Origin of the sequence: Xanthomonas sp. NCPPB 2632, from assembly GCF_041228075.2 — a bacterium.
GTDB lineage: Bacteria > Pseudomonadota > Gammaproteobacteria > Xanthomonadales > Rhodanobacteraceae > Luteibacter.
Genome location: NZ_CM192979.1, coordinates 2,222,323 through 2,242,408, shown reverse-complemented (window position 1 = coordinate 2,242,408; position 20,086 = coordinate 2,222,323). Strand labels below are relative to the sequence as shown.

Annotated in this window: 15 protein-coding genes; 4 read left to right on the top strand and 11 right to left on the bottom strand. The window is 66.7% G+C overall.

Annotation, left to right across the window (positions count from 1 at the left end):
* Positions 1 to 86: 86 nt before the first annotated feature.
* On the bottom strand, positions 87 to 1,052 hold the full coding sequence (locus tag AB8808_RS09985) for a hypothetical protein (RefSeq protein WP_369928967.1): 966 nt from the start codon (positions 1,050 to 1,052) through the stop codon (positions 87 to 89).
* 122 nt (positions 1,053 to 1,174) lie between these two features.
* Between AB8808_RS09985 and AB8808_RS09980 the strand changes: the two genes are divergently transcribed.
* The 3 genes from AB8808_RS09980 to AB8808_RS09970 all read left to right on the top strand — a co-directional run bounded on the left by AB8808_RS09980 (position 1,175) and on the right by AB8808_RS09970 (position 4,109).
* Positions 1,175 to 2,698: a helix-turn-helix transcriptional regulator gene (locus tag AB8808_RS09980; protein ID WP_369928965.1), complete on the top strand. Its 1,524-nt coding sequence runs from the start codon at positions 1,175 to 1,177 to the stop codon at positions 2,696 to 2,698.
* A gap of 107 nt (positions 2,699 to 2,805) precedes the next feature.
* Positions 2,806 to 2,985 (top strand): CsbD family protein, encoded by a 180-nt coding sequence (locus AB8808_RS09975; protein ID WP_285404624.1) that lies wholly within the window; start codon positions 2,806 to 2,808, stop codon positions 2,983 to 2,985.
* A 71-nt stretch (positions 2,986 to 3,056) separates the two neighbouring features.
* Positions 3,057 to 4,109: a LacI family DNA-binding transcriptional regulator gene (locus AB8808_RS09970; RefSeq protein ID WP_369928963.1), complete on the top strand. Its 1,053-nt coding sequence runs from the start codon at positions 3,057 to 3,059 to the stop codon at positions 4,107 to 4,109.
* Positions 4,110 to 4,125: 16 nt separating this feature from the next.
* Here AB8808_RS09970 and AB8808_RS09965 read toward each other — a convergent pair whose 3' ends face one another.
* From AB8808_RS09965 to AB8808_RS09920, 10 genes are all read right to left on the bottom strand, one after another.
* Complete coding sequence (locus AB8808_RS09965) at positions 4,126 to 5,361, bottom strand: GGDEF domain-containing protein (protein WP_369928961.1); 1,236 nt, start codon at positions 5,359 to 5,361, stop codon at positions 4,126 to 4,128.
* 123 nt (positions 5,362 to 5,484) lie between these two features.
* Entirely contained in the window at positions 5,485 to 6,294 is an 810-nt protein-coding gene (locus AB8808_RS09960; protein ID WP_369928959.1) for a DUF1868 domain-containing protein, read from the bottom strand.
* Positions 6,284 to 7,240 (bottom strand): glycerophosphodiester phosphodiesterase family protein, encoded by a 957-nt coding sequence (locus tag AB8808_RS09955; protein ID WP_369928957.1) that lies wholly within the window; start codon positions 7,238 to 7,240, stop codon positions 6,284 to 6,286. Before AB8808_RS09955 ends, AB8808_RS09960 begins: the two co-directional genes overlap by 11 nt.
* Positions 7,241 to 7,258: 18 nt before the next feature.
* The gene (locus tag AB8808_RS09950) at positions 7,259 to 9,949 is read right to left on the bottom strand and encodes a TonB-dependent receptor (protein WP_369931233.1); all 2,691 of its coding nucleotides are present in this window, start codon (positions 9,947 to 9,949) and stop codon (positions 7,259 to 7,261) included.
* Positions 9,950 to 10,393: 444 nt separating this feature from the next.
* Positions 10,394 to 11,638: an arsenic transporter gene (locus tag AB8808_RS09945; protein WP_369928955.1), complete on the bottom strand. Its 1,245-nt coding sequence runs from the start codon at positions 11,636 to 11,638 to the stop codon at positions 10,394 to 10,396.
* Complete coding sequence (locus AB8808_RS09940) at positions 11,635 to 12,879, bottom strand: MFS transporter (RefSeq protein WP_369931232.1); 1,245 nt, start codon at positions 12,877 to 12,879, stop codon at positions 11,635 to 11,637. Before AB8808_RS09940 ends, AB8808_RS09945 begins: the two co-directional genes overlap by 4 nt.
* A 29-nt stretch (positions 12,880 to 12,908) precedes the next feature.
* Entirely contained in the window at positions 12,909 to 14,048 is a 1,140-nt protein-coding gene (locus AB8808_RS09935) for a metallophosphoesterase family protein (protein ID WP_369928954.1), read from the bottom strand.
* A gap of 171 nt (positions 14,049 to 14,219) precedes the next feature.
* Positions 14,220 to 15,140: a peptidylprolyl isomerase gene (locus tag AB8808_RS09930; protein ID WP_369928953.1), complete on the bottom strand. Its 921-nt coding sequence runs from the start codon at positions 15,138 to 15,140 to the stop codon at positions 14,220 to 14,222.
* A 35-nt stretch (positions 15,141 to 15,175) separates the two neighbouring features.
* Positions 15,176 to 15,949 (bottom strand): hypothetical protein, encoded by a 774-nt coding sequence (locus AB8808_RS09925; RefSeq protein ID WP_285404618.1) that lies wholly within the window; start codon positions 15,947 to 15,949, stop codon positions 15,176 to 15,178.
* 78 nt (positions 15,950 to 16,027) lie between these two features.
* Positions 16,028 to 17,113 (bottom strand): glycerophosphodiester phosphodiesterase family protein, encoded by a 1,086-nt coding sequence (locus tag AB8808_RS09920; RefSeq protein ID WP_369928952.1) that lies wholly within the window; start codon positions 17,111 to 17,113, stop codon positions 16,028 to 16,030.
* A gap of 222 nt (positions 17,114 to 17,335) precedes the next feature.
* Here AB8808_RS09920 and AB8808_RS09915 point away from each other — a divergent pair, with 222 nt between their 5' ends.
* Positions 17,336 to 20,065 (top strand): TonB-dependent receptor, encoded by a 2,730-nt coding sequence (locus AB8808_RS09915; protein WP_369928950.1) that lies wholly within the window; start codon positions 17,336 to 17,338, stop codon positions 20,063 to 20,065.
* Positions 20,066 to 20,086 lie beyond the last annotated feature (21 nt).

The following is a 20,086-nucleotide window of genomic DNA, read 5'->3' as shown; positions in this document are numbered from 1 at the left end:
CGAGGAGTCCGGCCGCGACGTTATGTTATAACGTCTATCGCAATCAAGCCCCAGGCGTCATTCCTCAGGAACTTGCGAACGCGCGATCAGGCATCGACGACCGGGGCGCTGCGGCGACCGAAGATACCCGCGACGAACGACGCGATGGCACCCAGCACCAGCATCGCCAGGGTCATCCAGGCGGCACGGGAGACACCGCGCGCGGCGACGTCGGCCGCTTCACGGGCCTTCTGCTCGGCGGTGGCCTTCAGCGCGTCGTAGCGCGCCACCGCCTGGCGATACGTGGAGATGTAGTTGTCGGCGATCTGCGCGGCCTCGTCGTGCGACTTGCCAGTACGTGCGGCGATGATGTTCACCAGCGCATCGCGATCGGCGGCCTCGAGCGCCGGCTTGCCCTCGCTGCGCACGCGATCGAACCAGGCGGCCAGGTCGTCGGTAGCACCCTGCGGGGTCTGCGCGGCGTTGCCCGCGGCCTGTTTGCCCGCATCGGCCGTATCGGCGGCCTTGTCCTTGAGCGTCTCCGGATTCAGTTCCGGCTTGCCGGTCTGGCGAAGCGTGGTCTCCAGCTGACCTTGCAGGTCTTTCCAGTCCATGTGGATGCCCTGCTTGTCGAGCTGGTCCTTCAGGCCATCGGCCACACCCGGCGCCGCGGCGGCGATGCCCGCGCCCGTCAGCGACAGCCCCTTGCCGACCACCGCACCCGCGGCACCCGCGGCGCTACCGGCCAGGCTGGCCAGCAGCCAGGTGGTGATCAACGAGGTCAGCGCCCAGGTCAGCAGACCATGCATGCCGCCGCCGACCGACGCAAGGCGACCGGCCACGAACGCGCCGACGATGACGGAAACCAGGGAGGTGACGACTACCCAGATGCCGGCGCCGGTCGCCAGCCCGCTGACCGGACTGGCCTCGCGCAGCGGGTCGATCGTCGACGCACCGATGGCGGTGCCCAGCACGCCCAGCGCCAGATAGGTCACCAGTGAAAACACGCAGCCGGCGATTGCCGCACCCCAGGACATCCTGGGAACCAGCCTGTCACGCATGACCAGAGCCATGACCGTTACCTCGTTACTGTGGGGAAAGGTTGGCAAGTCTGGGGATGCCCTCGCTTTGACGCCTGATCCGGATGCATCATGCGGCCTAGTGCATTCGCCTGACGCTCCTGAGGAAACCTTCGATGTCGGTCGTTGAACCCAGCGAGGCACCGCCCGCCCCGCCCCGATCCACCAACCGTCGCCAGTTGCAGCAGATCATCACCGGGCTGACCGAGGGCGTGATCCTGGTCGAGCCCGACCAGTCCATCACCTGGGCGAACGAAGCCGCCCTCGCCATGCACGGCGCTGGCGACGTGGCCGAGCTGGGCGCCACGGTCAGTGAGTACCGAGACCGTTACCGGCTGCGCTATCGCAACAATCACCGGCTGACCGAAGGCAACTACCCGATCGACCGGGTGATCGCCGGCGAAATCTTCGACGACGTGGTCGTCGAAGTGGTGTTGGCCAGCGACGAGGAACGCCGATGGGTGCATCGCGTGCGCAGCCTGGTGCTGACGGACGCGGACGGCGCGCCGGACTGCCTCGCCCTGATCGTCGCCGATGCCAGCGACTGGGCCAGCGCCGAGCAACGCTTCGAGCGCACGTTCAACGCCAACCCGGCGCCCGCCGTGATCTGCCGGCTGGAGGACAAGCGCTACATCAAGGTCAACCAGGGCTTCCAGGAGATGACCGGCTACACGCGCGAGGACGTGATCGGCAAGACCGTCGCCGACGTGGACGTGCTGGAGTTGGCCGACCGGCGCGAACTGGGCCTGCAGCGCCTCAACGAGGGCGCCACCGTGCCGCAGATGCAGGCGCAGCTCAGCCTTCCCGACGGTTCGACCAAGTGCGTGGTGGTGGCGGGCCAGCCGATCGAGATCGGCGAGGAAGCCTGCATGCTGTTCACCTTCATGGACCTGGAACCTCGGCGGCGCGCCGAGGAAGCCCTGCGCCAGAGCGAGGAACGTTTCGCCAAGGCGTTCCGCATCGCGCCGGTGCCCACCCTGATCTGCAATGCCGACAACCTGCAGGTGGTGGAGATCAACGACGCGGTCACGCAGACCACCGGGTATGCCGCCGAGGACATCATGGGCCGGTCGCTCAAGGAGATCGGCCTGTTCGCCACGCACCAGGCCTATAACCAGTTCTGCCGGGCGCTGGAAGAAAGCGGCAACCTGCTCAACGTCGAATACGCGGTGGAGCGCAAGGATGGCGACGCGCTCGATTGCCTGGTCTCGGCGGACACCGTGAGCATCCACGGCGTGCGCTGCTACCTGGTCTCGCTGATGGACATCACCGATCGCAAGCGCACCGAGATGGAGCTGGTGGCGGCCATCGAGGCCGTCATGCAGGACGCCTCGTGGTTCAGCCAGACGCTGCTGGAGAAACTCGCCAACGTGAAACGGGGCAACCGCCCGCTGCAGGCCGAAAGCCTGGGCATCGCCGAACTCACCGCACGCGAGCGCGACGTGCTGGGCCTTCTCGCCGAAGGCCGCGCGGACAAGGACATCGCGCTCGAGCTGGGCGTGTCGCACAACACCGTGCGCAACCACGTGGCGGCGCTGTATTCCAAGATCGACGTGCACAGCCGTGGCGAGGCCATCGTCTGGGCACGCGAGCGCGGCGTACACGGGCGAGACGCCAGGCGCGAGCCACGCAAGCGCTGACCCGTGCCGCCGATGCGAATGCACCAGGTCGCCTGATGCATCCGCACGTGGCCTGCACATCCGCTCCGGTAGACGATGGCCCTACACCCACAACGAGGCATCAGCGCATGGACAAGAACCGCGTCGAAGGCGGCATCAAACAGGCCAAGGGCTCGATCAAGGAAGCGATCGGCAAGGTCACCGGCAACAAGCAGGCCGAAGTCGAAGGCGCCGCCGAGAAGAACGTCGGCAAGGTGCAGCGCAAGGCGGGCGAAGTGGCCGACAAGGTTCGTGACGCCACGAAGTAAGCACAATTGAGTTTAGCGGGCCGGGCGGTCACTATCCGGGGTATTCCCGTCAGGTTCCCTACGCGCCCGCCATGCCGCCCAAGAAAAGCACGCCGAAGAAGACCGCTCCAGCGAAGGCAAGAAAGAAGATGCAGATGGCGGACATCGCCCGCCTGAGCGGCGTGTCCAAGTCCACCGTATCGCGCGCACTGGCCGGCAGCGCGCTCATCAGCGAGGAAACCCGGGAGCGCGTCCGCGAGGTCGCCTCCCGTTTCAAGTACACGATCAACCGGATGGCGGTGGAGTTGCGCTCCGGCACCAACCGCACCATCGCCGTCGTGGTGCCGTACGAGGACCACTGCCGGCAGACCTTCGCCGATCCCTTCTTCCACGCCATGATCGGCAGCCTGGCCGATGCGCTGACCGAGCGCGGGCTGGAAATGCTGCTCACGCGCGTACCCGCCGACCACATCGATTCGATCGCCGCCATCGTCGACGGCGGCCGCGCCGCGGGCGTCATCCTCATCGGCCAGTGGCGCCAGCACGAGGCACTGAACGAACTGGCCGCCCGGTCCGTGCCGTTCGTGGTCTGGGGTGCCCACCTGCCCGGGCAGCAATATTGCAGCATCGGTGGCGACAACCGGCTGGGGGGCCGCCTGGCCGGCGAGCACCTGGTGGCGAAGGGCCGCACGCAGGCCATCTTCCTGGGCGATCGCGAGCTACCGGAGGTGGCACTGCGCCTCAAGGGTTTCACCGAGGCCCTGAAGGCCGGTGGCGCGTCCCTCGGCGCACGCCGGATCAAGGCGACGTCGTTCCTGCCGGAGTCGGGGCGCAAGGTGATGCAGGCGGTGATGAAGGAAGGCCATGCGATCGATGCCATCTTCGCCAGCAGCGACCTCCTGGCCATGACGGCCGTGGGCGTCCTGCACGAGCACGGCGTCTCGGTGCCCGGCGACGTATCCGTCATCGGCTACGACGACGTGGGCATCTCGGCGCATTTCAATCCACCACTGACCACGGTGCGGCAGCCCATCCATGCCGGCAGCGTGGCGCTGGTCGATGCATTGACCCGCCTCATCGCCGGCGAAGCCGTGGCGGACGGGCCCATGCTACCGACGGAACTGGTCGCGCGCGCCAGCAGTTGAAGCCGCCACCGCGGCCTCAGGAACCAGGCCCCGTGGCGGCCCTCGACTCGAGCGCCACCATGGGCGCCCCACCGGCCGATGACACCACCACCCGGTTGCGCCCGCTCCGCTTGGCCGCGTACAGGGCGCTATCGGCCGTCATGACCATGTCGCTCCAGGCTTCGCCCGGCTGCGCCACGTGCAGCCCCACGCTCACCGTGCAGGACAGGCTGTCGCGCGCGTTGAGCAGGATGGGTTCGCCCTCCACCGCCTGGCGCAGTCGCTCGGCGACCAGTCCCGCCGCCCACTCGTCGGCATCCAGCAGCAGCACCATGAATTCCTCGCCGCCCACGCGGCCCAGCCGGTGCGGTGGTGGCACATGCGTGCGCAGCCGGTCGGCGATCGCGACCAGGGCCTCGTCGCCGCCGACATGGCCCCAGCGATCGTTGATCCCCTTGAAATGGTCGACGTCGATCATCACCACGCCGATCCGCTGGCGCCGTCGGGCTGCATCCACGGCGGCGCGCTGGCCCAGCTCCCAGATCACCCGGCGATTGGACAACCCGGTCAGCGAATCCTGGCTGGCATACCGGACCAGTTCGGCATCGAACTGCCGGGTCAGCATCCACAGGAAGCCCGGCGTGATGACCCAGGTCAGGAGCAGCCGGGTCACCAGGCCGAAGTTCGCGGTGGGATCGACCCGGAAAGCCATGTCGGCATGGGCCAGCCACCACAGGCAACGAGCCAGCAGCGCCAGCGCCCAGAGGAAATGGAACGCGGCGCCCACCCGGGCCGCGACGCGCCGGGATTCGTCACGGCATTGCCACAGCATGACGCCGGCCGTCACGGTGAGGATGCCCCGCAGCGTGGTGCCCGCCGGAATCATGAACTCGTAGTACTGGCCCACCACGCCCACATAGATCACTTCCAGCAGCCCCATCACCGCGACCAGGACGATCAGGGGCCAGATCCGAAACGGGCGATCGAGATACAGCCAGAAAGAGACGAGCGAGAACGTCGTGCCCAGGTCGATCAGGAGGTTGCCCACCACAACCGAGCCGATCACGGCGACACGGAACGCCGGCACGATCAATACGATGAATCCGGCGGCTATGCAGGCATGACTGGCCGCCATCCACAGCATGCCGTGGATGTAGCGACGCTTGCGCAGCGCGATGTGCAGGGCCGCGAACATGATCGCGGACAGCGTCGCGAACAACGCATTGATGATGAGCAAGGTGCCGGCATGCGCCTGCGCCGCGAGCCATTCCACGTAGATCCCCAACCCTGGCGAGTGACGGGCGTTCGCCCGGCGCGAAGTATAGAGCGAGCCCCTCTTACCAAGGCTACACCCCGTGTATCGGCCGCCCTACCCGTTTCTGGATGGTTTTCGTGGTCAGACGATGTAGAAGCGCCGCCGGAAGGCGTACATGTCGCCGAAGGTGCAGAACTCGGGCGCGCCCAGGTTCCACACCGGCACCTTGCGGGCCAGGTCCGCATGCCAGCGTCGACGGGCCGCCTCGAACGCCTTGCGCTCGTCGGCGGTCAGGTCGGCCACCAGGTAGCCCAGGGAAATGTGAAAGGTAAAGCTGTCGTGGTCGGGGGCACGGATACCGGTGGCCTGCGATAGACGGTCGCGCAGCCGGCGCAGCTTCGCCTCTTCCGCCGCATCCACGGGCACCATCTCGATGCGCAGGCCCTCGGCGGGCCCGGCCCGCTGCGTGTCCACCCGCATTCGCAGCGGTAACTCGCAGTCCAGGGCGAACAACGCCAGCTTGCCGGCCAGCGCCGCGTCGCACTGGGCCATGGTGGCGTCCGTCGGTACGTCCCGGGGCCATACCCCGGACGTGCGATGCTCGTCGTCCGCGCCCCCCAGCACGGTCATGTGGTAACTGGATGGCGGCAGGACCGCCACCTTTTCCATGAAGGCCTGTGCGGGAAACTCGCGGTAGATGTCCAGCAACGCGTCGAACGCGGCAAAGCCGGCACCCTGCTGCGGCACGTGGCAGATGAGGGTGTTGCCGGCGAAGGCATGCACCTGGCGGTTGGCCAGGAACTTGTGGCCCACCGTGCGCGGCGTGGCCCGCACGGGTGCCATCGGTGCCAGCAACGACAACCCGGCCAGGGCGGAGCCGCCGAGGGCGATCCAGTTCCGGCGGGCCGCATCCGGCACGTCGTCTACCGTGCTTGGGGTATCAGCCTGCACGGGCCGCGCCCTCCAGGCCATCGCGGTAGCGCAGCGCGGCCTCGGGTTCGTCGGTCTGGATGATGCTGACGCCTTCGCGGAACAGGCGCCCCCACACGGCATCCGGATTTGCCAGGGCATCGGCGTCGCCACCGTAGCCGGCCACGAAGCCCTGCCACAGCGTGTTGACGAACAACCGCACGTGCAGGCGGCGCGCGACGACCACCACGGGTGCGAGCTGCGCGGCCTGCATGCGCGGCAGCTCGAACGCCACCGGTCGTGCGCCGCCCTCACCCTGCTTCGTCGCGATTGCGGCCAGGTCGGCATCGCCATGGGCATTCATGAGGATGGGCATGAAGTTGACGTGGTCGAACGGCGACATCGCCGCCACCGGACTGCTGTCCACGCCCACTTCCGTCTTCACCACCACCTGCCGCTCCATGCCCGCGCGGCGCACCGCGTCCACCGTCTCCACATAGACGGCCGCCTTAACGTCGAGGTTGAGCATGATGCGCCCCTTCGCCGCGGCCAGGATCTGCGCCAGCGACAACGGATGCAGGTCGGTCAGGGCCATGCCCGGCTGACCCTCGTCGTCCTTCAGGCGCAGCTGCGAGAGGTCGGCCCAGGTCAGGTCCGCCACCTTGCCGTGGCCGTCCGTGGTCCGGTCCACCGTGTCGTCATGGAACATCACCAGGGTGCCGTCGGCCGCCTTGCGCACGTCCGTTTCCATCATGTCCGCACCGATGGCAATGCAGCGCTGCAACCCGGCCAGCGAGTTCTCGGGTGCATGGCCGGCAAACCCGTGCCCGGGTGCGGGGTTATGGCAACCCCGGTGGGCCACGACGATGAGACCGCCGTCCGGGCGCGCCAGCCGCGCCTGGGTGGCCTGCATGGACGTGGGTGTGGCCTGCGATGGAAGGACAAACGCCAACAGGGCGATGCCAATGGCCGGTAACAGGGGATGCATGGGTGTCTATCCTCGGGATCAGAGCTTGGGCGTGTAACGCACGCCGAACCAGTATGTCGTGGGAACCGAGTAGCTGTCTTTCAGCAGGTTTTCGCGGGGGCCGACGAAGCTGGTGATGCGGGTGTGGGTCACGTTGCTCACCTGCGCCAGGACGCTCAGCGACGGGGTGATCGCATAGGTGGCCGACAGGTCCAGCTGCGAGCGCGGCGCCCAGTACAGGTCCTGCCAGGCGATGTTGCTGACCACCGAGCGCAGCGCCTTGCCCTGCCGGTTGAAGGCCGCGCGCAGTTCCAGGCCGTCATGGGTGTAGAACACCGACGCGTTGGCCGTGTAGTTGGGCTGGCCGACAAGGCGGTCGATATGCCGGCTCTGCTGCGCGATGGTCGTCGTGCCGGTGCTGTAGGGCACCTCCAGGCCACCGTCCAGCATGGCGACGTTGCCGCTGACGCCGAAGTCGGCCAGCCAGGGCACGAGGGGCTCGAGCGAATTGAGCACGCCCGACAGTTCCACGCCGCGGATGTGCGCCCGCGACGCATTGGACGGCGTGCTGATGAAAACGTTGTTGTACGTGGTGCCGTTGTACGCGAAGGTGCCCAGGCTGGACAGCGTGAAGATCTCGTTCTGGATGCGCTTGTTGAACACCGCCGCCGACAGCATGCCGTCGTAGTCGCCGGGAAGCTGCCAGTCCAGCGCCAGGTCGAGGTTGGTCGACACGCGCGGCTTGATCTGCGGATTGCCGATGGTGACCGTGACGCCCTGGGCATTCGGGTTGCCGACATCGCCTGTGTTGACGAAACCGATCGAGGTGCGCGCTGCGTACGCATCGTACGGCGGGCGACCGAGCGTGCGGCTGGCCGCTGCACGCAGGTCCAGGTTGTCGTTGATGTGGTAGGTCATGATCGCGGACGGCAGCAGGTAGCTGTACCGCGAATGGGTCGGCGCATCCACGTAGCCGTACAGGCCCGTGGTCGGATCCAGCTGGCGCTGGCGCCCGACCGTGGACTGGCGCGTGCCGTCGTAGTGCAGGCCGGCCAGGATATCCAGGTTGTCCGAGCGATAGCCCACGTCACCGTACGCGCCGAATATCTTCTCCTCGTGGGAGAAGTTGTCCTGGTTGCTGAAGGACGACTGGTCGGTCGCGTTGAAGGCGCTGAGCGGCACTGCGCGCAACGCGGCGTTGGCCTTTTTCGGATCGATCGTGATCAGGTTGAGACCGAGATAACGCATGGGTGCGTTCGACGGTGCCAATACATCGGCGATGTTCAGCGCGGGCGCCGCGGCGTTCGGCTGGAACTCGTCGCGGTACACGCTGTAACCCGGCTTGTCCGTCGTATACGACACGCCGGCACCGAAACCGAACCCGCGATCGGATTCGTCGCGGTTGAACGCATAGTCCAGCCGCCCGGTCAGGATCTTGTCCTCCGCGGTGCGCTTGTAGTCGGGGCGCCAGTACAACAGGCTGTAGTTGCCGTAGTTGTAGAACGACTGCGGCGACACCGGGAACCGCTGGTTGAACTGCGAGGTGTCGTAGGTGAAGCCATAGGCCGATGTCGGGTTGACGGTCACGCCGGGGCCGGTGGTGCCGGTCGGTACCGCGGCGGGGCGCATCGCCCCGGTGACGTACTTGTACATCTGGATCGGCTCATCGTAGGTCGCATCCGACCACGACGCCTTCGCGCTCAGCACCTGGCGATCGTCCACATGCCAGTCCAGGCCGGTCTGGAACAGCTTGGTGCGCGTGGTGGTCACCTGGTGGGAATAGCCCACCTCGACATCGCCTACCGGATAGGTGCCCGAGGTCGGGGTCTGGTTGTATACCATGTTGCGGTTGCGCGGATCGATGAGCAGTTCGTTGCGCTGCATGTCGTCCTTGAACGAGTAGTAGCCGGCGGTGGCATAGCCCTGCACGTCGTCGCTGAACTTCGCCTCGAACTTGCCGGTGAGGCCGTAGCGGTCGCGCTTGTCGTCGACGTACCAGTACTTGTCCTGCTGCGGCACCGCGTAGCCGTTACCCAGGTTGGTTCCCGAAAGCAGATGCCCACCGTTGTCGTAGAAGCTCTCGTGGATCGTGTCGGTGGTCATGTGCGTTTCGGTGTAGCTGCTCAGCGTCTGGTAGTTGCCGGACAGCGTGAAGCCGTACTGGTGCTCGTCACCGAACGTGGTGCTCCCCGTGGCGTTGAAGCGGTATCCCGGATCGCTCTGGTCGCGCGGGCGGCCGTTCTCGCTGGCGTGTCCTGCGGAGGTCTCCATCGTGAAGAACGGCTTGCCACCGTTCTCGAAGGCGCTGCGGGTCTTCAGGTTGATGGCACCACCGGTCGCGTTGGGGTCCAGCTCGGGCGTGAAGGTCTTCACTACCTGCAACTCGCTGACCATGGAGGACGGCAGGATGTCCAGGCGCACGCCGCGCGTGATGGAGCCGAGGTTGCCGTTGGGCGTACCCGGCGACGCAATGGTCAGGCCATCGATGGTCACGTTGTTGTACGACGGGCCCAGGCCGCGGATGACCGGTGTGGCCGCTTCGTCGCGCGGGTGCTCGTTGTCCGTGGCCGGCAGCACCGAGATACCGGGCACCCGGCGCAGCGCCTCCACGATGGTGGCATCGGGCAGCGCACGCACGTCCGTGGCGCTGACCACGTCGGAAATGTTGGTGCTGGCGCGCTTGCTGTCGATGGCCGCATCGTTCGCACGACGGATACCGGTCACCACCATGCCGTCCAGCTTCTGCGCATCCCCGGCCTGGGCCTTGTCGTCGCCCGGTGCTACCGGGGTAGGCGGCACCGCAGCGGGCGGCACGGGCGCCGACTGTGCGGCGATGCCCTGGCACCAGGCAGCGACAAGGCAGGCCAGCACGGTCTTGCGGAGGATACGAGTGTCGTTCACGGAGAAGCCCCTGGATGAAATGTAATGCAACCGATTGCATCAAGGTTATCGAGGGGATGTTGCCGAATTATTTCCGTGCTCGTCGGAGAGGTTCGGCCGGTTCGGTTCCGGTAGGAGCGCACGTTGTGCGCGACATCTTTTCGCGTCGATCCACGGGCTCACGCGCCGGGGTGGCGGGCATGGCCTCAACGCATGTCGCGCACGTGCGTGCGCTCCTACACACGAGCGTCGAGGTCACGACCCCAACCACCCGTCACGCACCAACCGCCTGCCTCACCGGATCACACACCACAGCGTCAGCACCAACGCCGGCAACATCACCACGCTACCGGTCTTCAGGAACTGCCAGAAGCCCACCGCCTCCCCTTCCCGCCGGATCGCCTGCAACCAGAGGATGGTGGCGAGGGAGCCGGTGATCGACAGGTTCGGGCCCAGGTCCACGCCCACCAGCGTGGCGTCCACGACCTGCTGCGCGGCATGCGCCTGGGCCAGCGTGGCGCTGGCCAGCAGGCCGACCGGCAGGTTGTTGGCCAGGTTGCCGCCCAGTCCCGTCGCCGCGCCAGCCGCCCAGGCGGCGAGGGTGATGCTGCGCGAGGCGAGGTCTTGCAGGCTGTGTGCCAGCAGGCCGACCACGCCGGTGGCGACCAGCACTTCCACCAGCACGAACAGACCGGCCACGAGCGGCAGCACGCCCCACGAGACGCCCGCGATGGCGGCGCGCGGGCTTTCCCGTTTCCGCCACGACACCGCCACGAGGGCCAGCACGCCCATGATCGCGGTCGGAAGGCCCAGGCTGCCGTCCCATGCCGAGACGGCCATCAGCACGACGGCCGTGGCCGCGATGGCGACGAGCGTGAGCTTGCCGTGGCCCGACAGGCGCGGCACGTCCACCTGCGCCTCGCAAGAACCGCCGAGCTTGCTGCGCTGGGTCAGGTACAACGCCGCGAAGGTGGCCACGATGGCGACCACCGAGGCCAGCCCGAAGCGTGCCAGCCACGCTCCCAGCGACGGCACGTGGCCGGCATACAGCACCAGGTTGGCCGGGTTGGAGATCGGCAGCACGAAGCTGGCGGCATTGGCGATGAAGGCGCAGATGAACAGCAGCGGCAGCGGCTCCGCCTTCGCCCGCCGCGCGATGGCGAACACCGCGGGCGTCAGCACCACCGCCGTCGCGTCGTTGGACAGGAACGTGGTGGTGACGATGCCGGTGAGGTACACCAATACGAACAGGCGCACGGGGGAGCCGTGTGCGTGGTTGACCGCGACGGCGGCGATCCAGTCGAACAGGCCTTCGCGCCGGCCCAGTTCGGACAGCAGCATCATGCCGGTCAGGAACAGGTAGACATCCATGCCCTTCATGACCGCCGAACCGGCCGCCGCGGGTGACAGGCAGCCGAAGACGACCACCGCCACCGCGCCGCCCACGGCCCAGATGGCTTCGGGCCATTTGAACGGCCGGCCGACCACGCCCGCGGTGGCGATACCGACGATTGCCCAGGCGAGCCATGGCGCGCTCATGCGACACCTCCGGCAGGAGCGACCCGAGCATCGCGACCGGCGCTGCCGGGATGGCCGCACGCCTCGTGCAGCTGGTGGCGGTTGAGGAACCACAGCGCGAGGGATCCGACCGAGATAGCGCCCAGCACCAGGAACGCGCCGCGGTAACCGATCGACTGCGCCATCATGCCGCCGAGCAACGGGCTGAGTGCCGCGCCCAGGCCCTGCATGGTCATGACTGCGCCCTGCGCGACGTTGACGCGACCGGTGCCTTGCATCAGGCGTGCGATCAGCGCCGGCACAGCGACGCTTTGCAGGCCGGCGCCGATGCCGTCCAGCATCTGTACGGGATATACACCCCAGTGACCGATGAACAGCGCCGCCACGAGGCCACGCACCGGCAACGCCAGGAAGGTGATGAGGATCACCCACCAGTAGCCCGTGGTCCGGATCATCCGCATCGCCACCAGCGAAGCCACCACCATGACCAGCTGGGCGATGATGATGGTCAGCGCCGTGAAGGCACTGGGGTCGGCCTGGCCACCCGCGACCACGGCCAGGCCGTAGAGGGGCAGCATCGCCGCGTTACCCAGGTGAAACAACGCCAGTGCCGCCGACAACAGCAGCAGGGGCCGGCAGGTCAGCAGGATGGAGAAACCCGACGGAGCCTGGTCGTCGTCCGTGTCGTTTTCCAGGCCGCGCGCGGCACGATGATCGATCGCCTTGGCGGGGATCAGCAGCACCGCGCCGATGGACAGCGCGGCGAACACGCCGGCCACGACGAACACGCCGCCGAAGCCGAACTTCCAGCCGATGAAGCCGGACAAGGCCGCACCGATGACGTTACCCGCGTGGTTGGCCACCTGGTTGCGGCCGAATTGCCGGTCGAAACCGCGCGCACGCGCCATGCCGAGCGTGATGCCGGCGATGGCGGGGCCGATCAGCGCACCGGCGATGGCCGTGGCCACCTGCGAGATCGCCACCGTGGCGAAGGAGTGCGTGAACCACACGATGCACGAGGCGAGCACCGTGCACAGGGCGGACAGCACCACGGCCAGGCGTTTGGCGCGAGTGGCGTCGATGATCGCGCCCGCGGGCGCCGTCACCAGCAGCCCCGCCACACCGCCCATCGTCATCACCGTGCCGATCGCGCCGGTCGTCCAGCCCAGCGACTGCAGGAAAACGCCGAGGAAAGGACCGATCCCGGCCTGCACATCGGCGATGAAGAAGTTCAGCGCTTCGAGGGGACGCTGCCCGGGCATGCGCGCCGTGGGCGCGCCTGGTGCGGCGCTCACCAGTGCCGCCCGTGCTTGTTCGGACCCAGCTGGCTGCCCAGGATGCCGTGCGCGGGCCACGCCTCCACGGCATGTGCATCGCTGCCCGGGGCCGCGTCCTGCCGCTCGCGCCGGGCGGCTTCCGTCGGGGTCACGGCGAGGATGGCATCGTCGCCGACGACGCCGTGCCGGTCGGTCGCCACCACCCTGACGGCGACCTGCGTATCGATGGCCGGCCCGTGGATCCGTGCCTCCCACACGCAGGCCTCCCCGGCCACCGGCGACATCGCCACCATCGGGCCGTCGGCCACGCCGGCCGTCACCGAACGGATGTCCTCGCCGAATACCTTGGCGCGCACGTGCACCACACCGGACGGATCGACGACCTGCGGCGATGCCGGATCGGTCACCAGCCGTACATCCGCCGGCTGCGTGATCATCACGAACGGGCGTGGGTCGCGCAGGCGACAGAAGCGCCAGCTCACCACGCCTTCGTCGACGTTCACCACCGTATACCCCGGCGTACCTTCGTCTTCCTCGATCTGCCCGGTGGACCGCGTGGCGCCATATAGCACGGTGCCGTCGTTGAGCAGTTCGTTGTAATGGGTGTGTCCGGTATCGACGAATGCCACGCCCGCCTCGGCGAACATGCGCCCCAGCGCCTCGCCCTCGTCGGCCAGGTCGCCTGGGTAGGCATGCATGAAGACCAGCGGGGCGACACCGGTCGCCCGTGCCTGCGTCAGTTCGTTCGCCAGCCAGGCCTGCTGGGTCTCGCCGAGCCGGAAGTCGGGGCCGCCCGTGCCCTGGGACACGACATCCAGGAACAGGCAGGCCCGACCGTTCACCGTGACGCGACGGGGCAACGTCTCGCCACCCAGACCCTCGTAGAACGCCACCAGGTCGCCATCCTCGAAATCGTGGTCGCCCGGAATGGCGTGCAACGGCAACGGCATGCCTTCGAGCACCTCGCGGATGCGCGCGTATTGCTCGGCCGTGGCGTGGTTGGCGTTGTCGCCAGGCAGGAAGGCGAAGTCGACGCCGTGCTTCATCCGCACGTTGACATCGTCCACGACGGCGGAAAGGTGGGAGAGGCTTTCGTAACCGTCTTCGTCGGACGCGTGCAGGTCGCCTACATGAATCCAGGTCAGCATTCGCATGAACTTGCTCCGTTGGGACGCGGTGGGGATCCGCTCCGGATCGCAGTGCAGCAAACGTGCCAGGCGCCGCGGCGTCCTTCCGGCACCCGCCACGGCGTTCCTCGTTCCCACGGGTGTCCCTTACCGGGACGAACCGATGTCCTCAAAGCGGACACCGCATCGCAAGCACGGTCAGCGCGACGCCGGGGCGGTCTCGTCGAAACTTTCGGCGCTCAGACGGATATCGGCTTGCGTCTCCAGCTGCCGCAGACGGTCGCTGGCATGGGTATCCTGCATTTCCTTCAGTACCCAGTCGCGCGATGAAGCGAAGTCCGGCGCGTCGATGTTGTCCAGCCGGATCAGGTGGAAGCCGTGCGCACTGGCCAGCGGCGCGGTGACCTGCCCCTCCTTCAACGCGAGCACCGCGGCCTTGAACTCGGGCGCGATGAAGCGACCCAGCGTCTGGTCGATCGCGCCGCCCTGCCCGGCGGTCTGCGGGTCTTCCGACCGAGCGGTGGCCAGTGCCGTGAAGTCGCCTCCCGCCTTCAGGGCACGCTGGATCTCGGTGATCTTCGCCCATGCCTTGGCCTTCGCTGCCGGATCCGTGCAGCCGTCATCGCAGCGAACCAGGATGTGGCTGAGCTGGTAGCGCGTGTAGTCCGTCCTGTGACTGTCGAAATAACCATGCAGCGTGGCGTCGTCAGGGTGGTAGTCATCGGCCAGGTGCTGCGCCAGGGAGGCGGCGAGCACTTCATCCTGCGCCATGCGCAGGCGCGCCGCCACACCCGGATCGTTCTCCAGGTGCTGCTGCCGTGCGGCATCGGCGAGCACGCGATTCTTCGCGTAGTTCAGGGCGAATTCGGGTGATCGGCGACGCTCGTATTCCGCAAACCGGGGCGGTAATTCGGACACCAGGCGATGATATGCATCGGCGGTCATCACCGTGTCGCCGAAGCGCAGCATCTGCCCCGCCGGCAACGCTGTCACGGCATGCGGCACCGCCGTGCCTGCGGCGGCATCGGCGAGTTCCTTCGCGGTAACACAGGTGCCGAGCGCCAGTGCGCAGGCCATGGCTACGCTGTACATCGTGACCGTGCGGGCCTTGAGGTTCATGCGGGAAATCCTTGTGGGTAGCAATGAAAAAAATGTCACGGCGAGGGATTGGCAGCGCCCTGGAGCGCGTGCGCGTAGGCCACGGCAGCCAGCGCGTCGTCCTGGCCCAAGTCGTCGAGGGCGGGGTCGCGAATCAGGTCGGTATCGGCCAGCGTTCCGGACTGGTCGATCATGCTGGCGTAAAGCTGCCAGCCGGCAGCGCGCACGGGATCGGGGGGCAGCAGCGTTCCTGCCGACTGGAGTTCGGCGAACTGTCGGGCCGCGGCGGCATCGCCATGCAGGGCCAGGTCGCTCAGCGCGCGCACATCGGCCGCGTAGCGTTCCCGTAGCATGGCCAGTTCCTCCGGGCTGACGTCCACCTTGACGGCATCCAGATCGGCCGCGTCGCTGTCGATGCGTCGCTGGGCGAGATCCAGCGACGCCGCCTGGCTGCCCGCATCGGCGGCGGACTGCAGGCGCGAGACGATATCCGCGTTGCTCGCGGCCAGATGTGCGCGACATCCCTCGACGACCCGGCGTGCCGCGGGCTCCGGCGTTTCCACGGGCACGGCGTCGTCGGCGGACTGGTTGGCGATGGCCTGACACACGGCGAGGCGCTCGGTGTCGGCATATACCCGTTGGGCACGATCGGCACGGGCCAGCCCCGTGTCGTTCGCGCGAGAAAAGGAAGCATGGCGAGGGTCGACGTTACGGACCCGGACCGGATCGGTGGCGTGCACGGCGACGGCGTCGACGTGCAGGAGATAAGAGGCGACGACCACGGCGCCCAGACAGAACAAGGCAAGGCCGCGACCAGGCAAGGGAGACATCGTCGGTTCGTCCTTCGCAGGGTGGCAACGGAGCACTGCAACGGCATGCGCCGTTACAGTGCCGCGAGGGTCGTCAGGTCACAGCGTGTCGAGCAGGCCGAACGGATCGTCGGTGGTGATGATGTCGAAGTTGTCGGTCACGTAGCCGAAGCTGCCGCGCTGGTCGGTACTGTCACGCAAGGTCGAGCTGACCACAAGAAGGTCGTTGAGCTTGTAGCAGCACTGGCCGTTGCTCTTGAAGAACTCCCCGGTGGAGCGATCGGCATCCGGGATGGCGTTGAACACGCCTACCTTGATGCCCGGGTTCCGTTCCGCACTGTTGTAGATGTCGCTGAGAAGACCGTTGGTGGTCTTCATGTCGATTTCGATATGGTGCACGTGCTTGGCCCAGTCCGCGTACGACGCCGGGACATTGATTTTTACCAGCATGTTGGGCGTGTACACCGGAATCGGCGTGATATGCGCATTCGCGCCTGCGGCCGAAAGATAGGCGGCATAGGTTGGGAAGATCGTGGCATTGAGCTTGTAGAACAGTCCCGCGCCCAGGGGATCCAGGCGTGTTCCCAGCGACGCGCGCGCGGCAGCGATCACCTTCTGCATCGTCAGAACGTCTTTCACGTCGAATACGACGGTACCCTTGGGACTGATCGACCAATAATCCAACGCGGTTTCGACGGTGGGAACGTGGTAACCGGTGAGATCACGGTTGCGATTGTCCAGCAGCTGCAGTGCGGTCACCTGCGCCGCGGTCAGAAAAGACACCGTCGGATTGTCGCCGGTGTTTTTGTACGGATCGTATTTCTGTGCCGCGGGGCTGTTGCGTGCGTAGACATTGGTGGTGCGGCCCAGGTTGGTGTCGTGCATCAGCACGGGCACCTGGTCCTTGGTCAGTTTCACGTCCAGTTCCATGCCGTCGAGGCAACTGTCGCGGGCCGTCTCGATCGCCCCGCGCGAGTTTTCCGGGTCGTTGTGCGCCCCCTTTACCAACCCCCAGACGCCACGGTGAGCCAGTACGACGATGTTGCCGGTGGGACCGACACCGGCAACCGCCGCCGCATGCGCGTTGAAGTTGCAGGCGGAGGTTTGTGCGTGAGCCGACGGCGCGGCGAGAAACGCGGCGGTTCCCAGCGAGGCCATGCAGAGCATGGAAAGCATTGTTTTCATATCGGTTACCTGGTTGGAAGGATGGGCTTCCTTGACGGAAGCAGGAGCGCGAGCCCGCGTATATTAATCACCTTTAGTTACATTATGGAGAACTATCCATGACGCTTGGTCGAATGCGCGGAAACAGCCCTTCACGCTCTCCGTAAGAATTAAGTAACTTTACGTGAGTAACATTCGATTCAGGGCGTGGGTTGGCTGCGCCGACTGTCACAGGGGAATCGCATGACCAAGTCATCTTCGCGCACGGGACGCCGCCGTCCCGTGCGCGCACCGTGGGTCGTCACGGTGCTGTCGCTCGCTATCGGGCAGGCCATCGCGCAAGGCGCGCCGCCAGCGGTCCAGGACACGGGCAGCACGTCGCTGGAATCCGTGCAGGTCACGGGCAAGGCGCTGTCGCTACAGAAAGCCGTCGCGGAAAAACGCTCCCTGCCGGTCATTTCCGACGGCATCTCGTCCGATGAGATCGGCTCCATCCCGGATTTCGGCCTGGGTGAGGCGGTGCAACGCATCCCCGGCGTGGCGATGACGATCAACAACGGTCGCGGCGAAGCGCAGTTCCTCAACCTGCGCGGTTTGAACCCGGACTACAACACGGTCACAGTCGATGGCATCGCCCTGCCCTCGACGGAAACCACCACGCGCAACGTGTCGCTGGACGTGCTGCCCTCGTCGCTGGCGCAACAGGTCAGCATCTACAAGTCGGTGACCCCCGACCTTCCCGCCGACGCCATCGGTGGCATTACCAACCTGCGCACGCGCAGTGCCTTCGACGTACCGGGCCTGTTCGCCTCCACGCGCGCCAACCTGTCGCGCTGGGACAACCAGCGTGTCGTCGGCAGTTCGAAGCCCTCGGGCCAGGCCGAGGCCACCGTGACCGACCGCTTCGGTCCGGACAAGCACTTCGGTTTCGTGCTGTCGTCCAGCTACTTCCGGCGGGATTCGTCGTCGCTGGATACGGCCATGGACAGCAATGGCTATTACCCCTACACGGGCGGCACGCAACGGCTGGCCTCGCTGCGCCAGAACGCCGCCGGCACGGGCTCGGTGTTGCGTCCGTCGGATAACGTGGACGACCTGGTCGCCGTGCCCGATCGTCATCGCTGGCTCAGCTACGACAACCTCCGCACGCGCGAGTCGGTGTTCGGCAAGCTGGAATGGGACAACCTGGAGAACGCCCGCGCCCACCTCACCGGCGGCTTTTTCCGGCATGAGAACGACGAGCAGCGGCGCTCGCAGTTCCTTTCCCGTGTAGGCCCGGCCACACTGACCTCGCCGACCACCGGCAGCTTTGCCCGCGGTGCCGCACAGGCGGATTACGACCACTACGACCAGGTCCGTCGCATCAAGTACGCGGAGCTGGGCGGCACGTATGAACCGGCGGAACGCAGCCAGCTGGATGTCACGGCCAACTACGCCGCGGGCAGTTACCGGCAGACCACGCAGGAAGATGTGTTCACCAGCGCCTCGTCGCCCAATCTCGGCTTCGGCTACGACGCGTCGCCCGGCGACACGGCACTGTTCACGCCGACCAACACCACGTATTTCATGAACCCATCCAACTACGCGCAGACCAGCTACCTGTCGCGCGACGAGCACAGTCGCCTGGGCACCGGCACGCTCAAGGCCGATTTCACGCACAACCTGCAGGAGGATGCGAGCGGCTGGGGCTACAAGACCGGCGTGCAGTCCATCCATCGCCAGCAGCGCTACGATCTGGACGAACTGGGCTATGTCCCGACCCGCCCGGTCACGCTCGGCACCGTCGGCGTCGAAGACACGCTGTACCTTCCGTACGACGGCGCGGGACAGACCATGCTGCTGATCGATCCGGCGAAGGCGACCGCCTATTTCCTCGCCCATCCCGGCAACTACGCCCTGGCCTCGACCAACGCGCGCAACAGCGCCCTCAGCGATTTCGACCTCGACGAGACCACGCAAAATGCCTACGGCATGGCGGGTTATCGCGGCGACGCACTTTCCGCGACGGCGGGCGTGCGCTACGAACACACCGCGCAGACCATCGTCAACGCGGTGCCGCAGCCGGCGAACAGCCTGACCCATACCGTGCGGCAGACCAGCGACAGCAGCTACGGTAAATGGCTGCCGTCCGCCGTATTCACCTACCAGATCGACCCGACGCTGGTGCTGCGTGGCGGGGCCAGCAAGACGCTGGCGCGGCCCTCCTACGCCGCGCTGGCCCAGAACGGCGTGCCGACGGTGAGCCTGGCCGGCGGAACGATCTCGCAAACCCTCGCCAATCCGTCGCTGGTACCGCGTGAGTCGAGCAACTACGACCTGTCGCTGGAGTGGTACGCCACGCCCGACGCCATGCTCTCCCTGGCCGCCTTCGACAAGCACATCCGCAACGAGATCATCAACCTTTCCAGTACGCAGTCGCAGGTGAATCCGGCCGGCCTGGCCGGCACCTACCTGGTCACGACCACGCAGGCGCAAAACGCGGCCAGCGCGCGGGTGAAGGGCCTCGAGTTCAGCCTGGTCGACCTGCGCTTCGACTTCCTGCCCGAGCCCTTGCAGGGACTGGGCGGTACGTTCAATGCCACGCTGCTGGACATGACCGGCCCGTCCATCACCATGAGTGACGGCAGCCAGCGCACCTTGCCCGCACTCACCGGTGCCGCGAAAACGGTGTTCAACGCCTCGCTGCTGTACACGGCCGGCGCGTTCAACGCCCAGCTGAGCGCGAACCGCACCGGCAAGATGCCGATCAGCGTCGCCACCGACAACGCGGTGAACGACGTGTACTACGCCCGTACACTGACCTACGACGCCCAGGTGCGTTATGCCTTCACGCCGCACCTCAGCGCACTGGTCCAGGGCAAGAACCTCACCAATGCACGACCGACGCGCCTGATCGGGCCGGGCCAGGACCTGGTCAAGGAAGAACTGGATAACGGTCGTGCGTATTTCGTGGGCGTCAACTATGTCTTCTAAGCGTGTTTCACCCGGCCATGG